Origin of the sequence: Pedobacter sp. MC2016-15 (assembly GCF_026239695.1) — a bacterium.
Lineage (GTDB): Bacteria > Bacteroidota > Bacteroidia > Sphingobacteriales > Sphingobacteriaceae > Pedobacter.
The window spans coordinates 551,746-576,109 of record NZ_JAPIVS010000003.1 but is presented as its reverse complement, the minus strand read 5'-3'; the positions used below and the strand labels follow the sequence as shown (position 1 = coordinate 576,109).

The 24,364-nt window shown below is 47.7% G+C and carries 16 protein-coding genes; 13 read left to right on the top strand and 3 right to left on the bottom strand.

Translation table 11 applies throughout. The features are described 5' to 3' along the window. The first annotated feature begins 43 nt into the window (after window positions 1–43). From OQY15_RS11440 to OQY15_RS11420, 5 genes are all read left to right on the top strand, one after another. Window positions 44–3,976 (top strand): hybrid sensor histidine kinase/response regulator, encoded by a 3,933-nt coding sequence (locus OQY15_RS11440; protein WP_265791730.1) that lies wholly within the window; start codon window positions 44–46, stop codon window positions 3,974–3,976. A 63-nt stretch (window positions 3,977–4,039) separates the two neighbouring features. After that, on the top strand, window positions 4,040–4,735 hold the full coding sequence (locus OQY15_RS11435; RefSeq protein ID WP_265791728.1) for an ATP-binding cassette domain-containing protein: 696 nt from the start codon (window positions 4,040–4,042) through the stop codon (window positions 4,733–4,735). Window positions 4,736–4,748: 13 nt separating this feature from the next. Beyond that, on the top strand, window positions 4,749–7,082 hold the full coding sequence (locus tag OQY15_RS11430) for a TonB-dependent receptor (protein ID WP_265791726.1): 2,334 nt from the start codon (window positions 4,749–4,751) through the stop codon (window positions 7,080–7,082). Window positions 7,083–7,103: 21 nt separating this feature from the next. Then, a complete protein-coding gene (locus OQY15_RS11425; protein ID WP_265791723.1) occupies window positions 7,104–8,546 on the top strand; it encodes a DUF3526 domain-containing protein in 1,443 nt (480 codons plus the stop codon). Beyond that, the gene (locus OQY15_RS11420) at window positions 8,441–9,925 is read left to right on the top strand and encodes a DUF3526 domain-containing protein (RefSeq protein WP_265791720.1); all 1,485 of its coding nucleotides are present in this window, start codon (window positions 8,441–8,443) and stop codon (window positions 9,923–9,925) included. Before OQY15_RS11425 ends, OQY15_RS11420 begins: the two co-directional genes overlap by 106 nt. A 58-nt stretch (window positions 9,926–9,983) precedes the next feature. On the opposite strand, the gene OQY15_RS11415 is transcribed toward OQY15_RS11420, so the two are convergent. After that, entirely contained in the window at window positions 9,984–10,508 is a 525-nt protein-coding gene (locus tag OQY15_RS11415; protein WP_265791718.1) for a DUF2911 domain-containing protein, read from the bottom strand. A 184-nt stretch (window positions 10,509–10,692) separates the two neighbouring features. Here OQY15_RS11415 and OQY15_RS11410 point away from each other — a divergent pair, with 184 nt between their 5' ends. The 8 genes from OQY15_RS11410 to OQY15_RS11375 all read left to right on the top strand — a co-directional run bounded on the left by OQY15_RS11410 (window position 10,693) and on the right by OQY15_RS11375 (window position 21,774). Then, window positions 10,693–10,959 carry a helix-turn-helix transcriptional regulator gene (locus tag OQY15_RS11410; protein ID WP_265791716.1) on the top strand — a complete coding sequence of 89 codons (267 nt, stop codon included), beginning with the start codon at window positions 10,693–10,695 and terminating at the stop codon, window positions 10,957–10,959. A gap of 53 nt (window positions 10,960–11,012) precedes the next feature. Next, window positions 11,013–11,582 (top strand): sigma-70 family RNA polymerase sigma factor, encoded by a 570-nt coding sequence (locus OQY15_RS11405; protein WP_265791714.1) that lies wholly within the window; start codon window positions 11,013–11,015, stop codon window positions 11,580–11,582. A gap of 77 nt (window positions 11,583–11,659) precedes the next feature. Further along, window positions 11,660–12,670 (top strand): FecR domain-containing protein, encoded by a 1,011-nt coding sequence (locus tag OQY15_RS11400; protein ID WP_265791712.1) that lies wholly within the window; start codon window positions 11,660–11,662, stop codon window positions 12,668–12,670. 135 nt (window positions 12,671–12,805) lie between these two features. Next, entirely contained in the window at window positions 12,806–16,222 is a 3,417-nt protein-coding gene (locus OQY15_RS11395) for a SusC/RagA family TonB-linked outer membrane protein (RefSeq protein WP_265791710.1), read from the top strand. Window positions 16,223–16,233: 11 nt separating this feature from the next. Then, a complete protein-coding gene (locus OQY15_RS11390) occupies window positions 16,234–17,727 on the top strand; it encodes a SusD/RagB family nutrient-binding outer membrane lipoprotein (RefSeq protein ID WP_265791708.1) in 1,494 nt (497 codons plus the stop codon). A gap of 32 nt (window positions 17,728–17,759) precedes the next feature. Further along, on the top strand, window positions 17,760–19,247 hold the full coding sequence (locus OQY15_RS11385) for a DUF5689 domain-containing protein (protein ID WP_265791706.1): 1,488 nt from the start codon (window positions 17,760–17,762) through the stop codon (window positions 19,245–19,247). Window position 19,248: 1 nt separating this feature from the next. Next, complete coding sequence (locus OQY15_RS11380; RefSeq protein WP_265791703.1) at window positions 19,249–20,661, top strand: calcineurin-like phosphoesterase family protein; 1,413 nt, start codon at window positions 19,249–19,251, stop codon at window positions 20,659–20,661. Between the two features lie 48 nt (window positions 20,662–20,709). Then, window positions 20,710–21,774: a cytochrome c peroxidase gene (locus tag OQY15_RS11375; RefSeq protein WP_265791701.1), complete on the top strand. Its 1,065-nt coding sequence runs from the start codon at window positions 20,710–20,712 to the stop codon at window positions 21,772–21,774. Here the strand turns inward: OQY15_RS11375 and OQY15_RS11370 are convergent. After that, the gene (locus OQY15_RS11370; protein WP_265791699.1) at window positions 21,771–22,271 is read right to left on the bottom strand and encodes a molybdopterin-dependent oxidoreductase; all 501 of its coding nucleotides are present in this window, start codon (window positions 22,269–22,271) and stop codon (window positions 21,771–21,773) included. The genes OQY15_RS11375 and OQY15_RS11370 overlap by 4 nt on opposite strands. An 8-nt stretch (window positions 22,272–22,279) precedes the next feature. Continuing rightward, window positions 22,280–24,286 carry a TonB-dependent receptor gene (locus OQY15_RS11365; RefSeq protein ID WP_265791697.1) on the bottom strand — a complete coding sequence of 669 codons (2,007 nt, stop codon included), beginning with the start codon at window positions 24,284–24,286 and terminating at the stop codon, window positions 22,280–22,282. Window positions 24,287–24,364: the final 78 nt, after the last annotated feature.

The following is a 24,364-nucleotide window of genomic DNA, read 5'->3' as shown; positions in this document are numbered from 1 at the left end:
ATTTATCACACAATAACACAATTAAGTGTTATCTTGTGTCTGATTGCCAGAATCTTCCAATGGCTTCACACTAAACCATTTATTGACCATTCCATTGACCTCCAAATTTAAACCACTGCTGTTCATTTTGCTTCAGGCAATCTCTGTATTGGCATTCTCACAATCTCAGCAAATACACTTTTCTCATATCGGATACAGGAATGGCCTGTCCGAAAGAAATGTGAATTTTATTTACCAGGGAAACCGGGGTTTTATGTGGATAGCTACGCGCGATGGATTGAACAGGTACGACGGATACAGGATCAAAGTATTCCGCAACAACCCGGATGACCCCAGCACCATCAGCAACAACTATATTTCTCACATTGCCGAAGACAAACAGGGCAATATCTGGGTGGCAACAATGGGCGGCGGACTGAACAAGTTTGACCGCAGGACCAACAAGTTTACGCATTACAAACATGAGCGTGGAAATCATCGTACGATCGCCAGCAATTTTCTTCCAAAGATCACCTTTGATGAGGAAGGGAAGATCTGGATTGCTACTCAAAATGAGGGGCTCGACTGCTTTGACCCGGTATCAGCCAGAGTGATACATTACCGTAATCAAAAGCTTGACCCCGGCAGTATCAGCGGGGATAACATCATTACGGTTTTTAAGGACAGCCGCAACAATATCTGGGCGGGCGACCAAAAGAACGGGCTGAACCGCTTTGACAGCAAGACCCGAACCTTCAAAAGGTTTTTACATGAGGACCGTGTTCCGGGCAGCATCTCGGGCAATAAGATCACTTATCTTTTTGAAGACAGCGGCCGTAAGCTCTGGATCGGGACAAACGACAGTGGCTTAAACCTATATGATTACAGCATCGGTTCTTTCAAAAATTTTAAAACGGATAAAAAGGCAAAAAATTCATTACCCGGCAATAGTATACAGAGCATTGCCGAAGATGATTATAAAAATCTCTGGGTGGGTACAGAAAACCAGGGACTCAGTGTTTTCAACTATGAGAAGAACACTTTTGAAACTTATGTCCATGATGAGATCGACGAAAGCAGCCTCAGCACCAATTCCGTAGATGCGCTTTGTAAAGACCGTTTTGGCAATATGTGGGCAGGAACATTTAGCGGGGGCCTTCATCTTTATAAAAAATACAGCACCAATTTCTCGCATTATAAACACAGCCGGAACCCAAACAGCCTTTCCAACAACTTTGTGCTTAGTATTTTCGAAGACTCCGAGCACAACTTCTGGCTGGGAACTGATGGCGGCGGCCTCAATGCTTTTAATAATGCCACGGATGAATTTAAGGCCTATAAACACCAGGAAGGAAAGAACAGCATCTCCGGGGACTATGTGCTGGATATTAAAGAGGATAAACTGAAGCAGCTCTGGATAGCCACCTGGGGTGGCGGGATCAATGTGCTCGACCTGAAAACGAAGCAGTTCAGATCGTATAAACACAATAGTAAGGATGATAATAGTCTGGGCATCGATAATATTTACACCCTCCAGCCGGATGCTGACGGCAAAATCTGGATAGGTACCTTTGGAGCAGGGCTCGAGCTGTTTGATCCTGTTACCAATAAATTCAGTCACTACAGGCACAATGATGATGACCCGACAAGCATTGCGAGCGACCGTATCAACTCCCTGTTAAAAGATAGTAAGGGTAATCTCTGGATAGGCACCAATGATGCCGGACTGGATATTCTTGATATCAAAACAGGCCGCTTTAAACATTTCAGGCATAGCCCTTCCCGCACAAGCATCAGTAACAACACAGTTGTTGATATTAAGGAAGACCATGACGGCAGGATATGGCTCTGTACTTTCAATGGACTTAACTTGTATAATCCGGCGACGTCCGACTTCAAACGTTTTTCTACCGAGGACGGCCTGCAGAATGATTTCACCTATGCTATTCTGGAAGATGACCACCACAATCTCTGGGTAAGTACCAATAGTGGCTTATCAAGGTTTAACCGCAAGTCGGCTGCTTTTACCAACTTTACGGAAGAAGATGGTTTACAGGAAGATGAATTCAAACCCCATTCGGCACTGAAAAGCAGCACGGGCGAATTATTTTTTGGTGGCGTAAATGGTTTCAACAAGTTTTATCCCAGCCAGATCATGGTCGGCAAGTCTACTGCGCCACTGTTGCTCACCGGCTTTCAGCTGTTTAATAAGGAGGTGCCCGTAGCCAAAGACAGCCAGGATACTTCGGTGCTGAAGCAGGATATTTCTGAAGCCCGGTGTATCACTTTATCTTATGAGCAGTCTACGTTATCATTTGATTTTGCATTGCTGGACTTCCTCTCCCACGGGAAGAAAAATTACTCCTATATGCTGAAGGGTTTTGACAAGGGCTGGAACAATGTCGGCCGCAAAAATTCTGCTTCCTATACCAATCTGCCGCATGGCAACTACACGTTCCTGGTGAAATGCCGTAACAGCGACCAGCGCGGATCTGTAGAATCTGTCATCAGCCTTAGAGTGACTATTGTGCCGCCTTTCTGGTTAACCTGGTGGTTTAAAATGCTATCGGTCGTCATCATTTCCGGACTGATCTACCTCATCTGGTACCTCAGGGTAAACGCTATTGTTAGTCAGAAGGCGACGCTGGAGCAGCAGGTTGGCGAGCGTACCTCCGAAGTACTGAAACAGGCACAGGAGCTGCAGGCCATCAATGAAGAACTGCAGGTACAATCTGAGGAACTGCAGGCACAGTCGGAAGAACTGATGATCCAGTCCGAAGAGCTGCAGCACCAGAAGGAACAGGAACACCTTGCCCGCACCGAAGCGGATAAGGCCAACCAGGCAAAAAGTACTTTCCTCGCCAGCATGAGCCATGAGATCCGCACGCCGATGAACGGTGTGGTGGGTATGGCCTCCCTGTTAACGGAAACGAATCTTACCGAAGAGCAGAAAGAATATACAGACGCGATTATCAAAAGTGGTCAGAACCTCCTGAGTGTGATCAATGATATCCTGGATTTCTCCAAGATTGAATCCGGAAAAATGGATATCGAACAGCAGGATTTTAACCTGAGGACTTCTATCGAAGAGGTGATGGACATGTTCTCACAGAACTCTGCCCGCCAGAGGGTTAAGCTCAGATACGACATCGCCTCCGAACTGCCGCAGCAGATTACCGGCGACAGTCTGCGTCTGAAACAGGTGCTGATCAACCTGATCAACAATGCCCTCAAGTTCACCGAAAAAGGTGAAGTATATTTACAGGTACGCCTCAGCAAAATTCTTGAAGACCAGAAATTACTGATTGAGTTTAGCGTAAAAGATACGGGGATAGGTATTCCTGCAGATAAACTGAACGACCTCTTTAAACCTTTTTCGCAGGTAGATTCTTCTACCACACGGAAATATGGAGGGACCGGTCTAGGGCTGGTCATCAGTGAACGAATTATCAAACTCATGGGCGGAGAAATCTGGGTAGACAGTGTCCTGAATGAAGGTTCTGTCTTTCATTTCAATGCTGTGGTAAGGGCCAGTATGCAGCAGACATCCGCAGCGGCACAAGAGCAGACCGATGCTGCCCGCAAAAGGGAGCAGTTACTCAGCGAAAGTTTCAGTGAAAACTATCCCCTGAAGATCCTGGTGGCAGAGGATAATCTGATCAACCAGAAGCTGATTGAAAGGGTACTTCAGAAACTGGGCTACAGGATTGAGATGGCAAACAATGGTAAACAGGCAGTGGAGCAGCTGATGCTGCATCATTTTGATGTGGTGCTCATGGATATACAGATGCCTGTGATGGATGGTATGGAAGCTACAAGGCTTATCCGTCAAACCCTTCCCTATCAGCCCTATATCGTGGCGCTCACGGCAAATGCGATGCCCGAAGAACGGGAAATTTATCTGAAAGGTGGGATGGATGAATACCTGTCGAAACCCATGAGCCTGGAAAAACTGAAAGACATATTTAAAATTGCATATGAAAGTTTGAGATATTAAAGTAACTTTGTTGCATTTACAAATACTAGATGCAACATCCTGTTTTTTAATTTTTATCTCATTATGCTCAAAGCAGTATCACTGTCAAAACAGTATTCTTCGCACCTGGCGCTGGATCAACTCAACCTTGAAGTCAAAGCCGGGGAAATCTTCTGCCTGCTGGGGCAGAACGGTGCCGGAAAAACGACTACCATCAACCTTTTCCTGGGTTTCATTACGCCAACTTCAGGACAGATCCTGATCAACAATACGGAAATTACGGCCGACAGTGCCGAACGGCGTAAACACCTGGCCTATATCCCTGAGGTGGTCATGCTCTATGGTAACCTGACCGCAGTAGAAAACCTGGATTATTTCAGCAGACTTGCAGGATTCAGCTATCAGAAGGAACAACTCACAGCCTTTCTGTCGCAATGCGGATTACAAAAAGAAGCACACTATAAAAACCTGGCAGGTTTCAGCAAGGGTATGCGCCAGAAGGTTGGCATCGCGATCGCCCTGGCAAAAGATGCCGAGGTAATCCTGATGGATGAACCTACCAGTGGTCTGGACCCAAAAGCCACCAATGAGTTTACAGCGCTGGTAAAAGAGCTGGGCCAGCAGGGAAAATCTGTGCTGATGGCCACGCATGATATCTTTAATGCTGTTAACGTAGGCACCGATATCGGCATTATGCGCAAAGGACAACTGATACACACGCTGAAAGCGGCAGATATCAATGCCAGTGACCTCCAGGAACTGTACCTGCAAACTATCTAAGTGATCTCTCTCCATGATTAAACTCTCTCCATCTTTTGATAAAATATTCGGGCTGCTTTGCCTGCTGTTCATCTGCAATTTCAGTCTTTCGGCACAGGTTAAGGATAGCCTCCGTGTGGATACAGTACCCAGAAAGGCTGTCCCTGCCATTCAGAAAGATACGGCAAGGAAGCTGGCCGAAAACCTGCAGACCGTAGAAATAGTGGGTAACAAGGGACGCAAGTACTTTACCGATTATTCCTTCTCCGCTACAAAAATTGCTGCTGTGAACAAGGAAATACCACAGGCTATTTCTACGGTTTCCAAGGAACTGATCGTCGACAGACAGGCGTTTACCCTGGCAGACGCAGTAAAGAATGTGGCCAGTGTATCACAAAGCAGCTTTTACAACCAGTTTACCATCCGCGGTATCAACCAGAATGAAGAAGGTTCCATCATCAACGGGATGCGTACGCGCCAGCCTTTTTTCAACCAGCCATTAACCAGCAACCTGGAAAGGATTGAGGTGATCAAGGGCCCTGCCAGTGCTAACTTTTCCAGTGTTGACCCCGGTGGAAGCATCAACATGGTCACCAAAAAGCCGCTCAATGAGGACAGAAAGCAGATCAGCGTTTCTGCCGGCAGCTTTAGCACCATCAGGTCTGCCCTGGATTTCACGGGTCCGATGAATGCAGAAAAAACTTTACTGTACAGGCTCAACATCGGGTATGAAGACAGCAAAAGCTTCAGGGATCTGCAATTTAAAAAGGCCTATCTGATCGCTCCGTCGTTTTCTTATATACCTGATGCCAACACCAATATCAATGTGGAGCTGGTGCTGAACAATAATAAGTCGAGGCTCGACCGCGGGCAGGCGATCTTTGGTGCCATAGCGGGAAAAACTGACCTGAACAGTACTCCCTCCAGCTTTAACATGGGGGCCAGCAATGACTATTACCATGCGCAGGACCTGATGCTGATGACCAACATGTCGCACACCTTCACACCAGACATCGTGTTCAATGTGGCCTACATGAAGCAAACGATGAACGACGACCTGATCGAACACCGAACCACGAATGCTTTCGCCGTTGATGAAAACAATATCGCCATTCCCAGCCTCGCTGCGATGCGGGCGATACAACGGCAGCAAAAATGGAGCACAGATAACCTGAGCACCTATTTCAGCATCAATGCCAATACAGCTGCGGTAAACCAGAAACTGGTGATCGGGTACGACCTGATCAGCACGCAGAAATACCGCGGCAACGGCGAAAACGGCGCCGCAGGCTACAGGCTTAAGGATGGTACCATCGCTGCAAGGTATGACCCGGCAAAGAAAGACCTGTACCAGCTGCAGGTAATCAATGGCGTTAGCGGACCGGTACCCAATGTGCCACATTTCAATCTCTCCAGTCCCAGTTATACTATCCGCAACCTGAGCGACTATATCTTTACGAAGACTGAGATACCTCCATCCTATTACCTGGTAAATGCCCTGTACCTGCAGGATCAGATCAAATACAAAAAACTGACGGTAACGCTGGGCCTGAGACAGGAATGGTATGAGGACTACAGCAACTACAAGCTGAGCAATGAAAGTAAGATCTCCCGACATAAATTGTTGCCGAGGGCAGGCATCACGTATGCAGCTACCTCACACATCAATATTTACGGTACTTACCTGCAGGGTTACCAGCCACAGGGCAATACCTCGGCACTGGTCATCGTTCCGCCACCTGCGGGCAGCAATTACAAACCACTGGAGAGCAACCTGAAAGAGATCGGCGCGAAATCAGAATGGTTTAACAATGCGCTGATGGTCAATGTAGCTGTGTTTGAGATCAACCAGAAAAACCTGTTGCTGAACGCCAACGACCCTGTAGATGTAAACCTGCTGGTAGAACGTGGCGCACAGCGCAGCAGGGGGATTGAGTTTGAAGCTTCGGGATTTATCCTGCCCAACTGGCAGTTTAATGCCAGCTACAGCTATATCGATGCGGTAGTCACAAAAGATAACGACAAAACTTTAATCGGTCAGCGGGTACAGAATACGCCGAAAAACAGCGGCAGCGTATGGACAAGATATGATCTGCGCGATAACAAGCTGCTGAAGGGTATCGGCTTTGGTGCCGGACTGCAGTATAGCGGCGACAAGCTGCCGTTGTACATACGCAATTTCAACCTGCCGGCTTTTACCATTGTAGATGCCGCGGTTTACTATTCACCGGAAAAAAGCAATGTACAACTGGCTATGAATATCAACAACGTGTTCGACAAAACCTATTGGGTGGGCGCCCAGAATTACCTTCGCCTGTTCCCGGGAACGCCGAGAAACGTGATGTTCAATGTGATATACAAATTTTAAGGAAAACCAAAAAATATACAAATGAATCCAATACTGATCATAGCAGCGAGGACATGGAAAAATGCCTTTCAGAACAGGGCCACCCTGGCACTTACCCTGATCCTCGGACTGGCGCTGTGCCTGGCCACCTATATTGGCTGGCAGAATTTCAGCGCCCAGAATGCCCAGCGCTTAAAATACAAAGAGATTGTCCGCGAGCAATGGCTGGCAAAGCCTGATAAACATCCGCACCGCATGGCACATTATGGCTACCTGGCTTTCAGGAACAAACATGAACTCAGTTTCTTTGATTTCGGTATAGAAAGTTTTGCCGGAGTTTCCATATTTCTGGAGGCGCACAAGCAAAATACGGTAAATTTCAGTGAAGCGGGTTTCTCCAACGGGATGTTACGCTTTGGTGAGATGAGTGTAGCGATGGTGCTGCAGCTGCTGGTACCGCTGCTGATCTTCTTTATGGGGTACAGCAGTATCTCCGCAGAACGTGAAACGGGCACACTGAAGATCCTGCTCTGTCAGGGCATCAGCTGGCGGCAATTAATGGCAGGAAAAACTTTAGGGATCATTGCACTGAGCTTCAGCCTGTTTATCCCGGTGATCCTGCTGACGATCGTTCTCTGGGCTGCGTTGAGCAACTGGCAGGTGTCGGCAGATGCTACACTTCGCCTCTTGCTGCTGATCCTGGGCTATGCAATGTACTTTGTGATCTGTTCCGGCATTGCCGTACTGGTATCTGCTTTTCATCAGACTTCGAAAGCGGCATTGACTACCCTGCTGGTGCTCTGGGTATTTTTTATGATTGTGATGCCCAGGATTACACAAGCTGTAGGAGCAAGTGTGTACCCTGCCCCATCCAAAATAGAGTTTGGTGCCGCGATAGAATCGGATCTGCAAAAGCAGGGCGACAGCCATAACCCGGACGACCCGCATTACGCAAAATTTAAAGCGGATATCCTGAAAAAATATAAGGTTGATGACGTGAAAAAGCTGCCCTTTAATTACGGGGGAACGGTAATGGCCGAAGGGGAAAGAATCTCGGCAGAGATCTATAACCGTCATCAGAAAGAGCTGATCGGAACATTTGGCAAGCAGAATAGCTTTGCGGTAGCCGCCAGTTATTTTAACCCCTTTCTGGCCATCAAAAACTTGTCGATGGCCCTCACGGCAGCGGATTTTAAAACCTATACAGATTTCCAGGACCAGGCTGAAGCCTATCGCTATGAGCTGGCGCAGCATATGAACCAGCTGCAGATTGATCATATCAGCAATGAAAAACCCGGTGAAAAAGACAAACCGCTCAGCATCAGCCGCAGCAACTGGGCTTCACAACCGGACTTCAATTATCAATTTAAGACGATCGGATGGGTAATAGATCAGCAGCTGATGACGATCCTGTCGCTTCTTTGCTGGTTTATCCTGGTGATTACCGGGATTGCAGTTTCATCAAAATGGGTAAAAACCTTATAGATTATATTATGAATAACAGTACATATCAATTAGAATTCAAAATATTCTTCCGCAATAAAGCAGTGTGGTCGGGCATACTGATCCTCCTGATCAGCGGTTTCGCAGGTCTATACTTTGGTAAAACCTTTATAGAAAAACAGGAAGCAGTGATCGGAAAGGCCAATGCCTTGCAACAGGAAAAAACACAGCATAACATTGATCTTCATTCCGAAGACCTGGGGCTGCTGCTCTTTTATAACAAGTTCTCGATAGCAAATATGCCCAGCCCATGGGCAGCTTTTGCAAATGGCCAGCGTGATATCAATCCCTACCTGATGTCGGTCTCTATACTCGGACTGGAAGGACAGATGTATGATACCGACCTCAACAATCCCACAACCCTGCTGCTGGGTAATATGGATCTGGCCTTTGTGATCATCTTTCTTTTTCCGCTGGTGATCATTGCGTTCAGCTACAATATCGTATCGGCAGAACAGGAATCGGGCATCTGGGGACTGGTCAAATCTCAGTCGGGATTGCCGCTGAGCATTATTCTCCGCAAGTTTTCTATCCGGTTAATCACTGTGTTCGCCACCTTACTGATCCTCATGGCCGCAGCAGTTGTTTATCTGCAGCTGGCGGTCGACCGCCACTTTATGATGGTGCTGATGGTGGTGAGTTTTTATCTACTCTTCTGGTTTGCACTGTCCTTCTGGGTAGTTTCCAGGAACAAATCCTCCAGTTTTAATGCTGTAAGCCTCATCGCCTGCTGGGTAGTATTGAATATTATTGGTCCGGCAGTGCTCAACGTATGGCTGACGAAAAAGTACCCCATTCCTGAAGCTATGGAAACCGTGATCCATCAGCGCGAGGGGAACCACGAGAAATGGGATAAGGAGAAACATGTCACGATGGACAAGTTTTTTGAACACTATCCGCAGTTTAAAAAATATCCCTTCCCATCAGAACTTACATTTAGCTGGTACTGGTATTATGCCATGCAGCAGATGGGTGATGATGAAGCTGCAGAAAGTGCAGGGCACATGATGAAAAAACTGGAAGAGCGCCAGGGTTTCAGTTCGATCAGCGCGCTGCTGTTCCCCGGTATACAAACCCAGCTGGGACTGAACGAGCTGGCAGGATCAGATTTACAGAGTCACCTCAACTTCCTCAAAGCCCTGAAGGCTTATCACGAGAAGCTGCGCTTGTCCTTTTATCCTGTGATCTTTACCAACGGAACGGCGAAGGATATCGACTGGAAAAAGATTAAGGCAGAACACCATGTTAATGCGGTAGAAAGCGGAAAAGTAGTGCTGAACTTATTTGTGGTGGCTATCTTTTCCCTGCTGCTGGCTATGGCAGGTTTTTACAACTTCAGAAAAAAACTGCATACCTTTTAAATCAAAAGCCCGCTTTTCTCTATTGAAAAAAGCGGGCTTTTTTGATCAGTGAATGATCTTATTTGATCGGCACAAGCACCGATTGGTTTTCCCATGCCAGTGTAAATCCTTTTGGTGTTACATCATATTTCAGACGCTCTACCAGTTCAGGAGTTTTAGTCGTTTTTACGTCGATCGTCAGCACATCTTTCTCAGCAACTCTTGTAGATCCTGTTCTTGAAGTACCCCATTGACCGGTTTGAGAATTAAGAATTACCTTCCATGATTTTTCAGAAGGAATTACATAAATACTGTAAGCACCTGGCTCAAGAGGAGTTCTTCCTACCATTACCTTTTTATCGGTTTTAAATACTGTAGCCTCATTTGCACCCGCTCTCCACACCTTCTCATAAGGTACAAGTTCGCCAAAGATCTTACGGCCTTTTACCGCAGGGCTGCTGTAGCTGATGGAAATATTTGCGCCATTGATGGTTCCCGTAGCTGTTGCTGCCGGACTAGGTTTGCTGTCCTGTGCGCGCATAGCGGTGGCCGACAGGATTAAGGCCAGGGCCAGTACCCCGGATTTGATTGTTTTGATAGTCATATGTCAGTTTTTGAATTGTTGCTGTAATGATAAATAAATAATATCATAGATAAGATCAACAGCATGTAAAATCTATGGGATGTGGTTTAACGCAATCAATTTACGTATTTACCACATGCATAAAAGGTATTTATACCCTGCAATAATCTAAAATATCCCAATATATTTGCTATAACGTAATCTTATGGCCAAACAGCAGCCTCTACTTGATCCCATTGAGCAATATACTATTGACGTTACCATTATGCTCAGACGGAAACACAATCTCAAACAAAGTGATATTGGTAAAATCATCAATACCAAGACTTCTTTTATTGGAAACGTGGAAAATTATAAAAATCCTGCCAAGTATAACCTGAAGCATATCAATGCCCTGGCGAATTATTTTGATATTACTCCCAAGTTCTTTCTTCCTGAAAAGCCCCTGACTAAAACTGAGGACTTACGTTAAGCTTAATATTAAGTTAATATCACAACTCTAGTTTTGTAGAAACAATACTGGGTATGTATCCTGAACTTACTGATGAAGCTTTAACGGATCTCTTACAGAAAAATGACCACCTGGCTCTTGAAACACTTTTCAACCGCTACTACAAACCGTTGTGCCAGTTTTGTGCCGTATACACCCGTGAATATGTGATTGCTGAAGAGATCATTGCCAACCTCTTTATCAGGGTATGGGACAACAGACAGGAAGCGGTCATCCTGAACATCAAAAGTTATCTTTTTATATCTGCTAAAAATCAGGCACTCAACCATCTCCAGAAAAAAAAGGAGCCTGTGGATTTTATTGAGGACATCCAGATTGATCATTACAGCATCCAGGATCAGCATAATCCTTTTCAGCTGATGTCCAGCAGAGAGTCCTACAAGGGGATCCTGAGTATCATTGACACTCTGCCTCCCGGGCAGCGGCAGGTGCTCCTGATGAGCCATATCGACAGTCTGGACAACCGTCAGATTTCCGGCATTCTGGGTATTTCCGTACGCACGGTAGATACCACTTTGTATAAATCGATCAAAAAGCTGCGCCTGCTCCTCAAAGATTTCCGTCGTCCTGCTTCGGGAAATTAATGATTTGTTAATATAAGCTTAACGCTTCCGGATACGTAAAGCTGATCAGAATTCTGTCTTTCCCTATAGAGACAGTAATGGAAGATAACAGCTACAAATTAATTATTGCATATTTTGAGAAGACCATCAGCGATGAAGGTCTTACCCAGTTACAGGAATGGATCGAAGCAAGTCCGGAGAACCTTACGCAGTTCAGTGAGACCATCCATATCCTTGAAGCATCAAAGTCCTATTTCAAACAGCCCCTTCATCCCGAAAATGCCTGGGCAAAGGTACAGGCACATATCGACCGCGAAGAAACATCAATGCCGCAAAAAAAGCGCAGATGGATACCATTCCTGGCAGCATCCCTGATCTGCTGCATCCTCGCTTCGGTAGTTTACCAGTATCATTCGGCCACTACGGAGGAATATGTGCTGCTGAGCAATACCAATGGGAGGCAGGCCCGATACCTGCTGCCGGATTATTCTGTGGTTTACCTCGGCGGCGGCAGCAAGCTAAAGTACCTGAAAGATTTTACAGGGAAGACGCGCAAAGTGCAGCTGGATGGGGAAGCTTTTTTTGATGTGGTACACCAGGAGGAACATCCCTTCAGCGTTGCTACGGGCGACATCACGACGGTGGTGCTGGGTACCTCCTTCAATATCAAGGCCTATGAACATGAAGAAAAAGTTGCGGTAACGGTAAAAACCGGGAAGGTAGCCGTGATGGCAAAAACAAAAGGCCATAATGAAGTGATCAGGTACCTGTTGCCGGATGACCAGATCAGCATCAACACCCGCAATGGCTTGTACACATTCAGTGAAACCGATGCCGATGAAGTAGTTTCATGGATCAACCGTGATTTCATCTTTTACAATACCTCCTTGCAGGATATTGCCACATCGCTGGAGCACCATTATGGCGTAGAGATCGAATTTACTGACCCGGAGCTCAGCAAAGTGCGCCTGACGGCAAAATTTAAGAATATCTCACTCACCGAAGCGATGGAAAACCTAACCATCCTGTCGGGACTGGCCTATACACAAAACGGAAATCACCTGTATATCTCAAACAACAACCAAAAAGGAGGAAAGATCATGAAATAAGATTACTCAAGGAAGGCAAGATCATTAAGCCCGGAATTGCGCTAACAATCCCAGGCAAGACATTTAAACTCACCGCTAAGCAAGAATAAATTACATAAACATATGAAACATTTGTGGTTTTGTACCATACTTTTAATGCTATATATCCCCTTTGGGGTCTTCAACGCAGACGCACAGCCTGTAAGCAATAAAAAAATCACCTTCGGGGCGGAGCGAATTCCGCTCAAAAATGCATTTCAACAACTGGAAAAGGCGGGTGGTATTACCATCAGCTATAACAATACACTGGACGATAACCGTGTGGTTAGCCTTGCCAGAGCCAGCCGCACAGTAGAAGAAACCCTGGGGCTACTGCTAAAAGGCACGGGATATACCTTCAGACAAACTGCGGGTCAGAACATCCTGATCGTTCCTCAGGCACAGGGCAAGGGCCGCATTACAGGTAAGGTGATGGACGAGCAGGGGAATACCATTCCCGGTGCATCTATCCGCATCCGCTCCGCAGGTGTTGCCGTGATGTCTGTAAACGATGGCAGTTACAGCCTGAGCGCTGACGCCGGGGTCTACAACATCGAGTTCAGCTACCTCTCTGCGGAAACTAAAATCATGAATGGGATTTCCGTAAGAGCCAATGGAACAACTACACTCGATGTGACACTGAAAGAAGCTGATAACAGTCTGACCGAGGTTGTCGTTACTGCACTGGGTATCAAACGTGAGCAGAAAGCCCTGGGGTATGCTGTAACTGAAGTGAAGGGCGAGCAGCTGACCAATGCACTGTCCGGCAACTGGACGGACGCTTTGTCGGGCAAGGTAGCAGGATTAAATCTGGTACGCTCAAACAGCGGTCCTGCAGGTTCCAACAAGATCATCCTGCGTGGCGAAAACAACCTGACAGGCGACAATGAAGCGCTGATCGTGGTAGACGGGGTGGTTATCAACCAGGGTAGCGGCAGGCGTACTTCCAATGCGGGAGAAACGGCCTACGGTACGGGCAGCGACAACATGCCGGCGGATTACGGAAGTAACCTGAACGACCTGAACCCTGAAGATATTGAGAATGTAAGTGTGCTGAAAGGCCCTGGTGCAGCCGCATTATACGGACAGCGCGGAGCCAACGGTGCGATCATCATCACCACCAAATCCGGTATGAAAAGAAGCGGACTGGGGATTACCTTCAATTCCAATACCTCTATGGAGTCTGTAAACCGCTGGCCGGATATGCAGTATGAATATGGACAGGGCACCGGCGGATCAAGATACTACTCCTATGGTGCAGGGCCTGATGGGGCGAGTACCAGCGGAACCAGCTCTGCTTACGGACCTAAGTTTGACGGACAAATGTTCTTCCAGCTGGACCCGCTGACACAAAAACAGGGTACGGTAAGAACACCATGGGTACCTTACAAGAACCAGAGCCGCGACTTTTTTGATGTAGGACGTACCTATACCAACTCCATCAGCGTGGATGGCGGGACGGACAAAACATCAGCGCGTTTCTCGGCCACCAATGTGACCAACCACTGGATTACACCAAATACAGGATATACCCGTAACAGCATCGCGCTGTCGGTAAATTCGAAGATCAACGACAAGCTGACGATCAGCTCCAAAGTAAACTATAACAATAAAAACAGTGCTAACCTGCCCGGCGCGGGATATGGTAACCAGTCGATCATGTACTGGTATATCTTCTGGCAACCGAGTGCCGACCTGAACTGGCTGAAAAACTACTGGGTGAACGGTATGGAGGACAGAAAGATCTTCTACCCCTTCAGTACTTTCCCTGAAAACCCGTATGCGATCTCAGAAGAATTCATCAACAGGTCGAACCGAAACTCGGTAACGGGTAACGTACAGGCCGAATATAAGATTACCGACGCATTGAGCTTCCAGGTAAGGGCTACGCTCGATATGGGTTATGAGCAGCGTGCCCAGGAACGTCCATATGATGCAGGAACGAAATACCCGAAGGGATCTTTCCGCACACAGAACATCTATTCACAGGAAGCCGGCGGCGATTTCCTGTTGCGCTATAACAAAAAGGTAACGCGTGATTTCAATGTGACGGCAACAGGTGGTGGAAGCATGCTCCGCAACAATTACAACAGGGATGAAACCCGTGCAGACTCACTGGTATATCCGGGGGTGTACACGATGGCCAATAATGCAGGGCCGCTGATCACCGCACCTTACAAGTCGAAATATGCGATCAACAGTTTCTACGGATTATTATCGACCAGCTTCAGAGATTACCTGTACATGGATTTAACGGCGCGTCAGGATTGGGTAAGTACGCTTGCCACTGCCAACAGAACCGATCAGGTGGGTTTCTTCTACCCTTCGGCAAGTTTAAGTTTCATCGCCAGCGAAGCGTTTAAACTTCCGGAAGCGATCAACTACGCCAAAGTAAGGGCATCCCTTGCTGGTGTGGGTAGCGGAACAACAAATCCTTACCAGACAACATTTAACTATGTGACTGCCGGCAGTACCTATGCCGGAGGATTGCAAAATCCGCGTATCCTGGCGAACCGGGATCTGAAACCTTTGCGTACTACTACTTTTGAGCTGGGTGCAGAGATGAAGTTCTTTAAAAGCCGCTTAGGGTTCGACGTAGCAGTATACAGCGGTAACACCAAAAACCAGATCCTCAACCGCACCATCGATCAGTCCTCAGGCTTTAGCCAGGCGGTGATCAACGTGGGCAGGGTGAACAACAAAGGTCTGGAGATCTCACTGAACGGGGTACCGGTACAGGATCCGGGGATCTTCAGCTGGTCGGTTTTCGGTACTTTCAGTGCGAACAGGAACAAGATCCAGCAGCTGGCAGACAGCGCTGTAGTGTTGCGTAACGGCCCTACAGGTGGCGCACAGATTGTGGCCCGCGTAGGTGGTAGCATGGGCGATATGTTTGGCCGCGGTTACCTGCGTGCGCCGGACGGACAGATAGTATATGACGCTGCTACGGGTTTTGCGAAGCTGTCCAATGACCTGGTTTACCTGGGTAACACGACTGCGAAATGGAAAACGAGCATGGGCCACGATTTTAAGTACAAGCAGTTTGGCCTGCACCTGTTGTTTGATGCACAGTTTGGTGCTTCTGCATACTCACTGTCAAACTATAAACTGGCAGAACAGGGTAAAACTACCAACACCCTGCCGGGAAGATACAATGGAATTATCGGTAACGGGGTGATTCAGAATGCCGATGGTACCTACCGCAAGAATGATGTGATTGCTACTGATGTGGATGGCTACTACCGTTCGCACTACGGAATTGACAATGCTGAAGGGAACACCTTCTCTACCAACTTTGTGAAGTTCCGTGAAGCAAGGCTTGATTTCAGCATCGGCAAAAACCTCACACATCGCCTGGGTATACAGCGTGCCACGGTAGGGGTTTATGGAAGGGACCTGTATATATGGTCGAAATGGCCAATTTTCGACCCTGAATTTGGAACGCTGGAAGGCAGTGACATTGTACAGGGCTTCGAGGTTGCCCAGTTCCCTTCAACACGCACATTTGGTTTTAACCTGGTTATCGGTATCTAATATTTAAGAAAATGAACACAAGTTTTAAGATTATAAGTATCCTGATGTTAGTCGCCCTTGGACTATCATCCTGTAAAAAAGACTTTGAGGAACTCAATACAGATCCCAATGGTACGCCAAATGCTCTGCCGCAGCAGTTGCTGGCACCGGCACTGGTGAATACTGTGGGCACCAATATGCTGCGCAACAGGAATTTCAATAACGAACTGATGCAGGTGACGGTGGATTTCGGCGATGGTGAAGGCAGGGTTTTCCGCTACGACATCAGACGTACCTGGGCAGATTATACCTGGAACAACTGGTATACGCAACTGACCAACTTTAAAGATATTTATACCGTGGCAAGTCAGCCGCTGACATACAGCAAAGCGTATATGGGTATTTCCCTGATCTGCCAGTCCTGGGTATACTCCCTGCTTACGGATACCTATGGCGATATCCCCTATTCTGAATCCAATATGGGCAAGGAAGGTAATTTTACGCCAAAGTTTGACAGACAGAAAGATGTATATATGGACATCTTTAAGAAGCTGGAAACTGCGGACACGCTGCTGATTGGCGCGACGAACGTCAATGGTGCGAGTGACCCGGTGTTTAATGGCAATGCTGCGAAGTGGCGCCAGTTTGGGAACAGTCTTTACCTGCGTTTGCTGATGCGTCTATCGGGCAAGGCCGAAGTATCTGCAGCGTGTATCGCCAAGATCAAGGAAATTGTAGACACCAATCCTGCAGCTTACCCGATCATGACCAGTAATGCCGATGCAGCGATCCTGCGCTGGACGGGTGTGGGTTCATTGACTTCACCTTTCATTGGCGGTGTGCGTGAGCAGGACTGGCGTTCGCTGGGTATCACGGAGTTCTTTATCAACAACCTGAACCGCTGGGCTGATCCGCGACTGACACCAAACAACCGCTTCTCCATAGCGACCTGGCAGGGTAGTTTTGCGGGTGTGCCGAGCGGATATGCACCGGGACAGGGAGCAGCGATCAAATCTTACTTTTTGTCGACCACCTCTACCACGACTACGCTGATGAATGAGCCTTTGATGGGTAACATCATGAACTATTCGGAGCTGCAGTTTATACTGGCAGAGGCCGCTGCAAAGGGATGGATATCCGGTGATGCCAGGACCTATTACAACAACGGTACACAGGCAGGAATCTCCTTATGGGTACCTACATTTACCACTCCTATAGAGACGTATCTTGCCAATGCAGATATCAGCTGGAACCCTGCGGCAACGCTGGACCAGAAGATGGAGCTGATCCATGCGCAGAAGTACTATTCGATGTTCGCGACAGATTTTGAGCAGTGGTTTGAGTACCGCCGCACTGGGCACCCGGTGCTGCCAAAAGGTACCGGCCTGGTGAACAACGGGGTGATGCCTGCCCGTTTATACTATCCCGTATATGTACAATCTGCAAACCCTGACAACTACAGGGCAGCAGTAGCAGCACAGGGAGCAGACGAAATCAGCACGCAGGTGTGGTGGCAAAAACCGTAATCAATCAAACAGAAATCCAGATCATTCAACAAATGAAGAAGATATATTTATTCCTTACGCTTACTGCCATGGCTGCATTCTCGGGATGCAAAAAGAACGAGTATGCAGAAGGAACGCTAAGCCCGGTAATTGCCGTGGTAGATTTAAAAGACTTATATAAGGGCAGCGACCTGACCCTTAACGCTGCAAACCTCTCGGGTGCCAAACAAATTGGCGGTGTGGTGATCTCCGATCCCCGGGGCGCAAACACACAGGCGGGAGTGATCGTAGTGCAGAACCTGCGCCGTAATGCCCTGCGGGGTATCGCCATTGAGATGGGTGCTGCCGCAGCAGACTATAAAGTGGGCGACTCCCTGAGTATTGAAGTCACAGGCGCGACGCTGACAAGGGTAAACGGCAGTATGCGCCTCAGGGGTGTAGCTGCCGCTGCAGTGAAGAAGATAGCGGAACTGAAGGTATTAAACATGAGAACCGTACAGTCGCGCGTGCTGATTGCCGATCCCGATGCCTATGAAAATACGCTGGTAACGATCAGCAAAGCCGTTACAGAACCGGAACCCCAGCCGGGAGATACGTTCAGCGGTGACAAAACGATCAATGATGGTTTTGGGAAAGTGACAGTACATACTGAAGCTACGGCGGGATTTGCCGGGGAGGCTTTCCCTGCAAGTGCGAACTTTACGGGTATCCCAGTGATTGCAGCATCAGCTGTGCAGCTGTGGCCGCGTACCATCAACGATGTTTTTGAGCTTCCGCTGATCAAACCTTCAGCGGTGATTATCGCAGGATACCTGACAGACCCGAATGGTGCCGACGGAAATTATGAATACATACAGCTGATGGCCACTCAGGATATCGATTTCGCGGTTACGAATTATGCGGTGGTGACCTGCAACAATGCCGGAACAAACCCTGCTCCTGCCAATGGCTGGGCAGTGGGTGCGACACGCAGCTACAAGATCAACCTGGTAGCAGGAAAAGTAACCAAGGGGCAGTTCTTCTATGTCGGGGGCAACAAAAATATCTGGGGCGCAGGCTCTACGGATATCAGCGCAGCACCATGGATCAGCAGCACGCAGTATGCAAATGTTGCGGGGGCCGACTTTGGGACAGCGACATCGAACCTGCTGGCAAACAGTGGTAATGTGGCGGGTATTGCGGTATTCCGTGGTATTGTGGTGAATGCGACGACTGTGCCGCTGGATGTGATCATGTACGGTGGTAATGGTACGGTATACGCACCGGGGCCTCCTGAAATTGGTTACCGCATTACAAATACGGACTACTATAGTACGATCAACCCGGCGACGCGTTTAACACAGGGTTTCTATGGCGGCGGAACGAACACGTCGAAACTGACGCTGCCGGCAACGGGCGCCTTTACGCAGCTGGGCGGTGTATACGACGCTGTTACAGGACAATGGGTTGCGGGCAGAACGGTGACGAGCATTCCGCTGACAAGAACATCGCCGCTGAGCACGATTGAAACAGGTACAGGATTTACTACATTACAAAACTAATATGAACAGAAGAGATTTCCTCCGCAGTGCGGGACTCATTGCGGGAAGTGCATTTATTGCGCTGAACACAAATGCCTTCGGACTGGCAGATTCGGCGACGATGATCAGAGGCAGGGTAACTGCCGGAAAAAAGGGCATCAGAAATGTGGTTATTTCTGATGGCTTTACGGTGGTGCTGACGGATAAAAACGGCCGTTATGAGCTGATGCCGAATGAAAAGGCGAAGAGTGTGTTTATGAGTACACCTGCGGGATATCAGTTTAAAAATGATTACAACATCGCAAAGCAGTATGAAAAGCTGGGTACTGCAGCACAGTATGATTTTAACCTGCAGGTGCTTTCTGTGGATGACAATCATCACCACTTTATCATCTGGGCAGACCCGCAGGTGAAAAACAAAAAGGATGTGCAGCAGATGATGGAAACATCGGTACCGGATACGATTGCAACGATCAAATCTTTGGGAAAGGACGCACTCGTACATGGGATCTGTGTGGGAGATATGGTGTGGGATAACCACGGCCTCTTTCCAGATTATAACGCGGCGATCGATAAAATGGGTATTCCCTTTTTCCAGGTGATCGGCAACCATGATATGGATTACCGCATGGGGGGTGATGAGACTTCAGATGTGACGTTCAAAAACTTTTATGGTCCGACCTACTATTCCTTTAACCGCGGCAAGGCGCACTACGTTGTCTTAGACGATGTGCGTTACCTGGGAACGGAAAGGAACTATGACGGGTATATTTCTGAGGAGCAGCTGGCATGGCTGGCGAAAGACCTGCAGCATGTGGCGAAGGATCAGCTGGTGGTCATCAATCTGCATATCCCGGTATACCTGGGGGTGAAGAATAATGCTGCTTTTTACGAGGTGCTGCAGGGCTTTACAAATGTTCATGTGATGTCTGGTCATACGCATTTCCATGAAAACAATATCACCAATGGGGTTCATGAGCATAACCATGGTACGGTATGCGGAGCCTGGTGGACGGGGCCGGTTTGCACCGACGGTACACCAAGGGGTTATGGGGTATATGAAGTAAGCGGTACCGACCTGAAAGGTTATTACAAATCTACGGGTTTACCCAAAGAACATCAGCTGAGCCTGCATATAGAAAAACAGGACAGCGGGTTACGCCTTACGGCCAATGTATGGAACTATGAACCAGCCTGGAAACTGAAGTATTTCCTGGATGGCCGCGATGCTGGTGAGTTAACACAGGAAAGGGGGTTTGATCCGCTATCGGTGGAGCTGTACCGTGGCGAGAATAAACCTGAGGGTCGTCATTTTGTTGAGCCCCATGAAACAGGGCATCTTTTTACCGCGCAGATTGATGCAATGGTGAAAAAGGTAAAGGTTGTTGCTACTGATCCATTGGGAAATCAGTATTTTAGCGAAAAGAATATATAACAAATCAAACAGCCCCGTATTGGGGCTGTTTTGTTTGCATCGCTGGAAATGGGTTTTAGTAAAGTACGCAGAATCAAGATAGTTATCATGCTGGTCATGGCTGGCTTTGTGCTGGGGATGTCTTCTTACAGGACTCTGAGCACAAGGGATGGCGATCCGGAGCTGATGGAATTGCGATTGCCGGCCAACTTTCCGAAACCGGTGTATGACTTTGAGAAAAATCCAGTGACCAAAGCGAGGTTTGAGTTAGGAAAAGCCCTGTTTTATGCGCCCGTCCTTTCATCTGATCACAGGATTTCCTGCAGCAGCTGCCACCAGGCATCGGCAGCCTTCGCCAATCTGAATACAGCGATCAGCAGAGGTGTGAACGACTGCCTTGGAGAACGCAACGCACCTCCCCTCTTTAACCTCGCCTGGCAGAAAGAGTTTATGCTCGACGGCAGGATCACCAACATTCTTGAAGTACCTACCAATGCCCTTACCAACCCATGTGAGATGAACAACCATCCTGACAGCATTTTGAAGGTGCTGAAGAAAGATCCGGATTTCCCGCTGTTGTTTGAGAAAGCTTTTGGCAGCACAGGCATCAGTACAGAAAATATACTTACGGCCCTGACTCAATTTACGGTGATGATGATTTCGGCAGATACAAAATATGACCGGTATATCCGGAAAGAACCGGGAGAGCAGCTGACACCGGATGAACTCAGAGGTTACACACTATATAAAGAAAAATGCAGCTCCTGCCATACAGAACCCCTGTTTACTGATGGTTCATATCGCAACAATGGCCTGGATGAACTGTCGAAGGACAGGGGCCGTGACAGCCTTACTCACCTGAGCACTGATCAGGGTAGATTCAGGGTACCGACATTGCGCAACATCGAAATCACCAGACCTTATATGCATGACGGCAGGTTCGGCTCCCTGAAAAAGGTGTTGCAGCATTATGCTGCAGATGTAAAAAATCATGCGAATCTTGATCCCATTCTGAAAAAAACAGGATCAAGAGGTATCGCATTATCGGCGGCAGAACAGGCAGAGCTGATCAGCTTCCTGAAAACCCTGACAGACATCAATCTGATGAACGACCGCCGCTTTATTAACTTTTAAGGTTTTCTGGCATCCAGCACCTCTATCGAGGTTACCCGCATTACGCTTCTTGCAGGTTTCTTATCGCCCGGAACAATCAAACGGTATGGACCCAGGTTGGCGGCCAGTGCTTCGCCATCTTCTTTATCGGCCAGCACAATCACCCTATCGGTAAATGCAGGATCAAATTCGGGAATGGCCAGTACCACCTGATAGTTATCTGCGGCAGTGATCAAAACGAATTTAGCCATAGTTTTCCCCTTGAGCATGTTGCCCGGTACAGCCTCGGCTTTGCTGATGATATCATACAGTGACACCCCACTATAGTGATGATCCTTCGCATCGTGATCTTTCACCGTCACATCCACCTTTTTCAGGGTTGAGAAAGTAGCTGCGTTGAGATTGTAGGGCTTGCCTACACTGCCCGCCACACTTACTTCAGCAGTTTGGGCCTGTACCGCAGATAAGCTGCACAGCAAGATCGCCAGCGTGCTTGTCAACAGAAATTTTTTCTTCATCGTGTGTATTAAAAAATGTAATGTAAGTTAGCAAAATAATTCCTTCCTGCCTCGGGAAAACCTTCTACCAGCTGATAGTTGCGGTCGAAGATATTGTTTACTCCCCCATCCACAGAAAAACCTTTGATCAGCTCTATCTGTACCCTGGCATTCGTCAGGTAAAAGCTGCCGGCAATGGTGCCATAGCTGGTGCTGTATCGTCTGGAATTGTATTCTTCTGAAGCAATTACAGATACGCGTTTCACAGGCTGATAAGATACCGATGCAAACACCTTATTTTTTGGCACATCTGTAAGGAAGATCAATGGGTTACTTTTGTTTTTGCGGATGGTGAGGGTATAGTTTGCATCCATTCTCAATGCAGGCATCAACTGATAGCCCAGTCCCGCTTCTGCTCCGTAATATGCTGCCCTGCCCACATTTTGTGCCTGTGCCAATGCCACATTCGTTATAGGATCTACAGCTACGTTACTCACGCTCTGAATGGTATTTTGCAGTTTACTGTAGAACGCGGAAGCCTCCAGCGACAAATTTCTGAAGAAATGACCCTGGTACACCAGATTATAATTCAATGCATTTTCTGCTTTAAGATCCGGGTTGGGCAGCGCTGTACCCATACGGTACGAATAGCGGTCTTTGATGGTAGCGAACCTGGTTTTCCTGGCTACAGAGAAACTCAGCAGTTGCGTGCTGTCGATATCATACTGTACCAGACCCTGCACATTCCAGGCGCTGTTTTTATTTTCCGGCAGGTTGGAAACTACTTTTGTCGTACTGTTGTACTGCTCTGCACCATCGCTTTGCCTGTCCATATAACTCACACCTGCATTCAGCTTCAGTTTCGGCGTCAGGTGGTAGGTATCTTCAGCGCCGAAAGTATAGTTCTGGTCGGCCGCCCGGCGCGTAGGTTCTCCCACATTATGTTCGCGGTGCACATCCTGCTTAAAATGCCCGGCAAGGCTAAAGTTATTGTTTTTGATATCCGTATTTTCATAGGTAACACTTGTTCCCAGGGTATAGTCATCATAAATACTCGTAAAAGCATATGGCCTCAGCATCGTAGAATACTCTGCGTTGTCATAACTCTCCAGCTGGTTTTTGAACTGGTTATAATACCAGCGTGTTTTGATCACATTGGTTTCATTGATCTTGTTATTACTCAGCACATAGAGACTCTGCGTATCCCATTTGGGCCATTTCCAGAAACGGGGATTCCTGAACAGTGCGTTTTGGGTATCTGTACCCGTATAGACAGGTGTTCCTTTTTTACCGTGCTGGTAACTGTATCCTACCACATATTCCTGGTTTACGGTTGGGGTAAAGCCGATTTTTCCACTGAAGCCGATATCATCGCGGTAAGAATTGTTGCGGCGGCCGCCATCTTCATTTGCTGTAGCATTGAAGTCGCGCGACATCGGCACATAATCCTGTTTCAGCTGCGAAGCGGATAACTGGTAGTAGATCTTGCCGAAAGTGGAACCGATATTAGTACTAAGGCGGTATCCTCCGTTGAGCCATCCTGCTACGACATCTGCTTCAAAAGGATTAACAGGCTTGCGCGTAATCAGGTTGATCGCTCCTCCTTCGGCATTTGGGCCGTATAATACTGAGGAATATCCTTTGGCGACCTGGATCTCGGAGAGGTTGAAAGTGGTATAGCGTGCCAGATCCACGTAACCATCATAGGGAACGTAAAGTGGCATCCCATCCAGGTAAATGGGTACCTGGCGCATATCAAAACCATGGATACTTACCGCAGATTCGTTACGCGGGCCAACGGCCGAAAGGGTTACTCCCGGCATGAGGTTGAGCGCCCTTGACACATCCATACGGTTGTAGCGGCTGATAATTGAAGAGCCAATCTTGTTGGAGCGGAGGCTGTCCCGATTTCCTTTGATAGAGATTTCTCCAAGCCGGAATACCCGGCTGAGAGTGTCGGCCTGTTGCGCCTGAACTGTTTGAGCAAGTGCTGAAGCAAGTCCCAGCAGCACGAAAGAGCGTAAATATTTGTTCATAAATCTGATTACGTTATACATATCAATGAATAACGAAAGTAAACAGATAGTTTCGCAAATAAAAGCTGCGATTGTCAG

What these genes read in the sequence shown, in the direction of transcription:
- OQY15_RS11390 (WP_265791708.1), top strand. Translation starts at nt 16,234, where the DNA reads ATGAACACAAGTTTTAAGATTATAAGTATCCTGATGTTAGTCGCCCTT.
- OQY15_RS11415 (WP_265791718.1), bottom strand. Translation starts at nt 10,508, where the DNA reads ATGACTATCAAAACAATCAAATCCGGGGTACTGGCCCTGGCCTTAATC.
- OQY15_RS11400 (WP_265791712.1), top strand. Translation starts at nt 11,660, where the DNA reads ATGGAAGATAACAGCTACAAATTAATTATTGCATATTTTGAGAAGACC.
- OQY15_RS11425 (WP_265791723.1), top strand. Translation starts at nt 7,104, where the DNA reads ATGAATCCAATACTGATCATAGCAGCGAGGACATGGAAAAATGCCTTT.
- OQY15_RS11370 (WP_265791699.1), bottom strand. Translation starts at nt 22,271, where the DNA reads ATGAAGAAAAAATTTCTGTTGACAAGCACGCTGGCGATCTTGCTGTGC.
- OQY15_RS11385 (WP_265791706.1), top strand. Translation starts at nt 17,760, where the DNA reads ATGAAGAAGATATATTTATTCCTTACGCTTACTGCCATGGCTGCATTC.
- OQY15_RS11375 (WP_265791701.1), top strand. Translation starts at nt 20,710, where the DNA reads ATGGGTTTTAGTAAAGTACGCAGAATCAAGATAGTTATCATGCTGGTC.
- OQY15_RS11435 (WP_265791728.1), top strand. Translation starts at nt 4,040, where the DNA reads ATGCTCAAAGCAGTATCACTGTCAAAACAGTATTCTTCGCACCTGGCG.
- OQY15_RS11410 (WP_265791716.1), top strand. Translation starts at nt 10,693, where the DNA reads ATGGCCAAACAGCAGCCTCTACTTGATCCCATTGAGCAATATACTATT.
- OQY15_RS11365 (WP_265791697.1), bottom strand. Translation starts at nt 24,286, where the DNA reads ATGAACAAATATTTACGCTCTTTCGTGCTGCTGGGACTTGCTTCAGCA.
- OQY15_RS11395 (WP_265791710.1), top strand. Translation starts at nt 12,806, where the DNA reads ATGCTATATATCCCCTTTGGGGTCTTCAACGCAGACGCACAGCCTGTA.
- OQY15_RS11380 (WP_265791703.1), top strand. Translation starts at nt 19,249, where the DNA reads ATGAACAGAAGAGATTTCCTCCGCAGTGCGGGACTCATTGCGGGAAGT.
- OQY15_RS11405 (WP_265791714.1), top strand. Translation starts at nt 11,013, where the DNA reads ATGTATCCTGAACTTACTGATGAAGCTTTAACGGATCTCTTACAGAAA.
- OQY15_RS11420 (WP_265791720.1), top strand. Translation starts at nt 8,441, where the DNA reads ATGGGTAATAGATCAGCAGCTGATGACGATCCTGTCGCTTCTTTGCTG.
- OQY15_RS11430 (WP_265791726.1), top strand. Translation starts at nt 4,749, where the DNA reads ATGATTAAACTCTCTCCATCTTTTGATAAAATATTCGGGCTGCTTTGC.